Raw genomic sequence first — 6,319 nt, 5'->3', positions numbered from 1 at the left:
GGAGTACGGGGAGTGTGCACGGGGTGTCGTGTACCCGGTGAAGTGTCCCGCAGACGGCGAGTCCTCCGGATGATCCCCCGGATGCCCGGATCGTACGTACGGGCGTCACAGGCTGGTCAGCACCTGCGGTGACACGTTCTTGATCATGGTGTTGGTCCAGCGCATCTGCCGGAGCGTCTGCGGATGGCAGGAGGCCGTGAGGTCGACCAGCCCGGAGTTCCGCGTGGCCTGCGCGACCTGGGCCAGCATCTCCCAGTGCACGGAGTTGTGCGCCGCGGCGACGTGCAGGTCGCGCAGGTCCCGCAGGAGCAGCAGACCGGGGTCGAGGCGGTGGCCCATCAGCTCCGAGACGTTGTGCCGGAGGGCGGCGAGCACACCGTCCGTACCGCCGTGGGACGAGCCGTCGTCGGGCGGGCCCTCCAGGTCCAGGCCGTGACCGGCCCCCGCCTCCGCGAGGCGCCGCACGTGCTCGCGCGACCACCCGGCGATGTCGTGGGCGACATGGTGCACCTCGTGCTCGTCGCGGTGCCGGTCCGCCACCGCGGCCAGCTCCGTGGCCAGGTGCCGTTCGCCCCGGTGCAGGGTGTGCAGGGCGAGCTGGACGCCGTTCACCGTTCGCCTCCCGAGGGGTCCCACGCACTGCTCCGGATCTGTGACGCGTGTGCGGCGGGCCCTCCGGCGGTCGGCCGCACCCGTGTCCCCGTGCCGTCCGCCGGCGCGGACGCGGTCGTCGTGGGGGCCGGGGCCTGCCGTCCGTCGCCCCGCTCGACGAGGGTCAGCGCGGCGGTCCCCGTCTTGAAGAGGGGCTGCTTGGAGGCGGGGTCCCAGTCGGTGATCGTCGTCTCGTTCGCCGCCCGCCCGGGAGTATCGCCGTCCGGCCCCGAGCCGCCGTCCGGTCCCGAGCCCTTGCCCGACTCCGAGCCCCTGCCCGACGCCGGGCCGTTGCCCGGCCCCGAGCCGCCCGGCGTGTCCCAGTAGCCGTAGTGGAACGGCACGAACAGCAGGCCCGGCCGCAGCCCCGTGACCCGCAGTCGGCCGCGCAGCGCACCCCGCGGCGACCGCACCTCGACCAGGTCGCCCTCGGCCAGGCCCCGGGCCGCCGCGTCCGCCTCGCCGATCTCGACCCACACGTCCGGCGCCGCCTCGTTCAGCTGCGGTACGCGGCCGGTCTTGGTCCGGGTGTGGAAGTGGTAGAGCGTGCGGCCCGTGGTCAGCTGGAAGGGGTACTTGCTGTTCGGCTCCTCGTGCGCCGGCACGTACCCGGCGGCCTTGATCATCGCCTTGCCGTCCGGGTTCAGCGAGCGGTACTCCACCACGCCGTCCGACGCGCCCGTCACCAGGTCCTTGCCGTAGGTCTCGCACACGTCGGGGCGGGCCCAGTCGATGCCGTCCGTGTAGAGGCGGTCGGTGCCGTCCGGCGCCGCCTCGTTCACCGGCCACTGGATGCCGCCGACCCGGCGCAACTTGTCGTAGGTGAGTCCGGTGTAGTCGCAGGGCCGCCCGGCGCTGCACCGCTTCCACGCCTCGAACGCCGACTCCGGGTCGTACCAGGGGAGCAGCGGCCCGCCGTCCTTGTCGCGGAAGTCCATCCGCGCCGCGTAGTCCAGGAAGATGCGCAGGTCCGGGCGGGCCTCGCCCGGCGGTTCCACGGCCTTCTCGCTCAGGTGCACGGTGCGGTCGGCATTGGTGAACGTGCCGGTCTTCTCGCCCCAGGTCGCGGCGGGCAGCACCACGTCGGCGTACCGGGCCGTCTCGGTCAGGAACAGGTCCTGCACGACCACGAAGAGCCGTTCCTGGCCGAGGATCGAGCGGATCCGGGCGAGGTCCGGCAGGGACACGGCCGGGTTGGTGCCGCTGATCCACAGCATCCGGATCGAGCCCTGCTCGGCGTACCGGAACATCTGCATCGCGTGGGTGGGCGGCGCGTAGTGCGGGATCGCGTCCGGCTCCACGTTCCACACCGCGGCCAGGTCCGCCACGTGCGCGTCGTTCTGCCAGTTGCGGAAGCCCGGCAGGTCGCCGTTGGCGCCGCACTCGCGGGTGTTCTGCGCGGTGGGCTGCCCGTTCATCTGCAGGACGCCCGCGCCGGGGCGGCCCAGCATGCCGAGCACCAGGTGCAGGTTGTTGACCTGGACGGCGGCGGCCGTCGCCTGGTGGGACTGGTAGACGCCCTGCAGCACCGTGGACAGCAGGCGGTCGGCGGTCCCGAGGAGCTCGGCCGCCTCGCCGATCCGGGCGGCCGGGACGTCGCAGATGCCGCTCGCCCACCGGGGGGTGCAGTCCCGGACCCGGGCGGCGAGTTCCTCGTACCCGACCGTGTGCGCCCCGACGTACGCGTGGTCGACGCGGCCGGTGCGGATGATCTCGTGCAGCAGCGCGTTGAGCAGGGCGACGTTCGTGCCGGCGCGGGGCGCGAGGTGCACGGCGGCCTCGCGGGCCACCCGGGTGGGGCGCGGGTCCACGCAGAGCAGCCGCGGGGGATCGGTGCCCGCCAGGCGGTCGAGGATCCGCATCCACTGCACGGGCTGGGTCTCGGCGATGTTGTGCCCGAAGAGGGCGATCACGTCGGCGTGGTCGATGTCGTCGTAGCTGCCGGGCTGGCCGTCGCAGCCGAAGGACTCCTTGAGCGCCTCGGCGGCGGTCGCCGTGCACAGCCGGGTGTTGCCGTCGAGGTGGTTGGTGCCGATGCCGGCCCGGGCCAGCACCGCGAGGGTGTAGTACTCCTCCAGGAACAGCTGGCCCGAGGTGTAGAAGCCGATCGATCCCGGGCCGCGGTCGTCCAGGAGTGCGCGCGAGCGGGCGGTCACGCGGCCCATCGCGGTCTCCCAGTCGCTCTCCACCAGGCGGCCGCCCTCGCGTACGAGGGGCCGGGTCAGGCGGTCGGGGGAGGCGTTGGCCTGCCAGCCGTACAGGTCCTTGGGGCCGAGCCGGCCGCGGTTGACGCGGTCGTCCGCCCGTCCCCGTACCCCGGCCATGCGGCCGTCGATCACGGCGATGTCCATGGCGTCGCCGTCGGAGTGGAGGATCGACGCGGCCCGCACCCAGTCCTGCACCATGTCCGGCTCCACGCCGTCCGTGAGGAAGGTGTCCACCCGGGCGCGCCACCGCTGGTGCCGTCCGTGCGGTACGCGGCTGCCCCAGGGGTCGCCGATCCGGTCGACCGAGGACTCCATCGTCGCCTCCTGCGGCTGATTCGCGGACGGTTACCCGGTACCGGGGTCCGTATGCCGGCCGTCCCAGCCTCTCCGGGATTGTTCCCGACCGCGACGGCTGCGCCCGGCTGCCGCTCCGTGAGGGACGGCTTCACCCGGTCGGTCCTGCCCGGCGGGCTGCCCGCCCGGGGCCGGAGGATCGTGGGTGAGGCACGGAAGATGTCCGGGGACGTCGCGGGGAACACGGCCTCCACCGGCACCCTGCCGACCGGGGCGGCCCGGCGAGACGGAACGAGGAGACAGTCGTGTCCGAACCGGTCGTCCCCCGCCGCCCCGCACATCAGCCATCGCAAACGGTGCAACCGGCGCGGTCACCGCAACCGGCGCGGTCACCGCGGCCAGCGCAGCCGTCGCGGCCACCGCAGACACCGCAGTCACCGCAGTCGTCGCAGTCACCGCGGCCGGCGCGGGCATCGCAGCCCTCGCAGTCACCGCGGTCATTGCAGCCGGCGCAGCCGTCTCAGCCGTCGCGGACCCCCGCCGCCACCCGGATCATCCGCGTCGCCTCCGTCCCCGCCGCGCACGTCTACGTCCGGCACCTGTCCCCGCCCGGGGGCGACCGGGTGATCCGGCTGGCCGACCCCCGGTCCTGCGGGGCGCCCGGCGGGTCCCGGCCGTGGTGGCCGCCCGCCATGCTCGACCCGGGGTGGGTCGACGAGCACGCCGGGTCCTTCGACGTGTTCCACCTGCACTTCGGGTTCGACGCGCAGAGCCCCGCGGCCCTACGCGAACTCGTCGACGCCCTGCGCCGCAACGGCAAGCCACTCGTCCACACCGTCCACGACCTGGCCGGCACCCACCACCGGCAGGAGAGCGAGCACCGGGCGCGGCTCGACGTGCTGATCCCCGCGGCGGACCGGCTCGTCACCCTCACCCCGGGCGCCGCGACGGAGATCGCCACGCGCTGGGGGCGTACCGCCCAGGTGCTGCCGCACCCGCACGTGGTCGGGGCGACCGGCCTGGCGCGGTCCCGGCCGCGGCGGGACACGTTCACGGTCGGCCTGCACGCCGAGAGCGTCCGCCCCGGCACGGACCCGCTGCCCGTGGCCCGGGTCCTCGCCGYCGCGCTGTCCGAGCTGCCCGACGCGGTGCTGCGCGTCGACTGCCACCCGGAGATCGACGACCCGGCGAGCCACCGGTACGCACCCGGCGTGCTCGACGAGCTGCGCGCGATGGACCGCAAGGAGCGGCTGGAGCTGCACGTCCACGACCCCTTCGACGACGAGGCGCTCCACTCCTACCTGATCGGCCTCGACGTGTCCGTGCTGCCCCACCGCTCCGGCACCCACTCCGGCCTGCTGGAGGCCTGCCACGACCTGGGGACCACCGTCCTCGCCCCGACCTGCGGGTTCTACGCGCAGCAGCGGCCCTGCCTGAGCTACGGCCACGACCGGCGGGGGCTGGACGCGGCCTCGCTGCGGGACGCGGTGCGCACCGCGTACGAGGAGCGGCCGCTGTGGCGGGCCGACCCGGCGGACCGCCGAGCCGAACGCCTCATGCTCGCCCGCCAGCACGAGGCGCTCTACGCGGACCTCCTGTGACAGCCGCCGTCCGGCGGCCCCGCCGCGGTCCCCGTCGCGGCCCCTGCGGATCGCCCTGATCGCCCTGATCGCCTCCGCGCGGCACCCGATCCGGGACCCCTTCGCGGGCGGGCTCGAACACACCCCGCCCACCCCGTGCCTCGAATCGGCGGTCCAGGCGGCGCCGCACTGCCCGATGCGGTTCAGCGCGGTCGGCGACCACACCGCGGCGGCCTGGCGGCACGTGGTGCCCGCCGCGACCGTGGTACGCAACGGCATCGACACCGGGCGCCGGCGCCTGGGGCCCGGCGGCACGCGGAGTCCTTCTGCTCGGTGGAGGCCATGACCCGCGCCTACGAGCGGTTCTGCCGGGCGGTGTCGCCGTGACCGGCGCTCCCGAGGCGATCGGCCACCACGTGCACCACGTGCACTACGTGCACCACCGGGGCGGCGGCCCCCTGAACCGTGCCCGGACCGCCGTCGGAAGCACGGTCCCGTACGGCTGGAACGTCCCGCACGGTTGAAACGTCCGCCGTGGACTCCGGACGCGTCAAAATCCCGGCAGTCGCTGCCACTTGGGACGGGTGGGCCGTCCGGCTGTCACCCGCGGTGCGTTTCTCGCTACGCTGCGATCGTACGGCTGAGGCCGCGCACGACCTCGGGAGGACGGTGAGCGGCGGGATGGGTGCCTCTGTCAGGGCGCTGCTGGACAGCCTGCGCCCGGCGGCGGACGAGGGACAGCGCCGGGAGTGGGCCGCTGCCTGCGCCGACGCGCTGGGACTCGGCGGGATCGCCGTCTCCATGGGCCGGGAGCTGGTCTGGTACAGCGACCCGGTCAGCGCACGCGTCGAGGACCTGCAGTTCGTCCTGGGCCAGGGCCCCAGCCTGTTCCTCGCCGAGGACGACAAGGTGCTGCAACTGCCCGACCTCGCCCGGCTGCCGGCCGAGCGGTGGCCGCAGTTCGCCGCCGAGGCGGAGGAGCTCGGCGTCGCCGCGCTGTTCGTGTGGCCCGTGCACATCGGCGCCGTACGGGCGGGGACCATGACCGGCTACCGGCGCACGGCCGGCCCGCTCTCCTCGCGGCAGACGTCGGAGGGCTGGCTCGTCGCCGACGCGCTCGCCGAGCAGGTCCTGCAACGCTGGCCGTCGGGCACCGCCGACTACGACGACCCCAACCACTCCGGCACGGTGGACCTGCACCGCGCCGAAGTGCACCAGGCCACGGGAGTCCTCAGCGCACGGCACGGCATCCCGCTGGCCGAAGCCCTGGACCGGCTCCGCAGCCAGGCCTACACCTCCGGCCGGTCCCTGACGGAGACCGCCCGGTCCATCGTCGAGCGGGAACTGCCGCGATGACACCACTACACCCGGTCGACCACGTCGGGAAGACGGCGCGGGGGACGAGGAGCTCATCATGAGCAGGGAGCAGCACATCGCCCGCACCTTCGTGGAACTCGCCGACACGCTGGTGGAAGACTTCGACCTCATCGCCTTCCTGCAGCAGATGACGGTCCGCTGCCAGGAGCTCCTCGACGTCGTCGACGCCGCGGTCTTCCTGTCGCACCCCGGCCCCCACCTGTACAGCCC

General features: G+C 74.1%; 5 protein-coding genes. 3 read left to right on the top strand and 2 right to left on the bottom strand.

Features of this window, described 5'->3' with window-relative positions; genetic code table 11:
• Nucleotides 1–105 precede the first annotated feature (105 nt).
• Both FGF04_RS32835 and FGF04_RS32830 read right to left on the bottom strand, forming a co-directional pair.
• Nucleotides 106–612: a hypothetical protein gene (locus FGF04_RS32835; RefSeq protein WP_149515036.1), complete on the bottom strand. Its 507-nt coding sequence runs from the start codon at nt 610–612 to the stop codon at nt 106–108.
• Nucleotides 609–3,173 (bottom strand): molybdopterin oxidoreductase family protein, encoded by a 2,565-nt coding sequence (locus tag FGF04_RS32830; protein ID WP_149515035.1) that lies wholly within the window; start codon nt 3,171–3,173, stop codon nt 609–611. Before FGF04_RS32830 ends, FGF04_RS32835 begins: the two co-directional genes overlap by 4 nt.
• A gap of 671 nt (nt 3,174–3,844) precedes the next feature.
• On the opposite strand from FGF04_RS32830, the gene FGF04_RS32825 reads away from it, so the two are divergent.
• The 3 genes from FGF04_RS32825 to FGF04_RS32815 all read left to right on the top strand — a co-directional run bounded on the left by FGF04_RS32825 (nt 3,845) and on the right by FGF04_RS32815 (nt 6,088).
• The gene (locus tag FGF04_RS32825; protein ID WP_328596426.1) at nt 3,845–4,753 is read left to right on the top strand and encodes a glycosyltransferase family protein; all 909 of its coding nucleotides are present in this window, start codon (nt 3,845–3,847) and stop codon (nt 4,751–4,753) included.
• Between the two features lie 362 nt (nt 4,754–5,115).
• Nucleotides 5,116–5,256: a hypothetical protein gene (locus tag FGF04_RS40335; RefSeq protein ID WP_188114331.1), complete on the top strand. Its 141-nt coding sequence runs from the start codon at nt 5,116–5,118 to the stop codon at nt 5,254–5,256.
• Nucleotides 5,257–5,413: 157 nt separating this feature from the next.
• Nucleotides 5,414–6,088 (top strand): ANTAR domain-containing protein, encoded by a 675-nt coding sequence (locus tag FGF04_RS32815; protein WP_149515034.1) that lies wholly within the window; start codon nt 5,414–5,416, stop codon nt 6,086–6,088.
• Nucleotides 6,089–6,319 lie beyond the last annotated feature (231 nt).

Origin of the sequence: Streptomyces apricus (assembly GCF_008369065.1) — a bacterium.
GTDB classification, from domain to species: domain Bacteria; phylum Actinomycetota; class Actinomycetes; order Streptomycetales; family Streptomycetaceae; genus Streptomyces; species Streptomyces apricus.
The sequence above is the reverse complement of the archived record's forward strand: the minus strand, read 5'-3'. Positions and strand labels throughout refer to the sequence as shown.

What these genes read in the sequence shown, in the direction of transcription:
- FGF04_RS32830 (WP_149515035.1), bottom strand. Translation starts at nt 3,173, where the DNA reads ATGGAGTCCTCGGTCGACCGGATCGGCGACCCCTGGGGCAGCCGCGTA.
- FGF04_RS32815 (WP_149515034.1), top strand. Translation starts at nt 5,414, where the DNA reads ATGGGTGCCTCTGTCAGGGCGCTGCTGGACAGCCTGCGCCCGGCGGCG.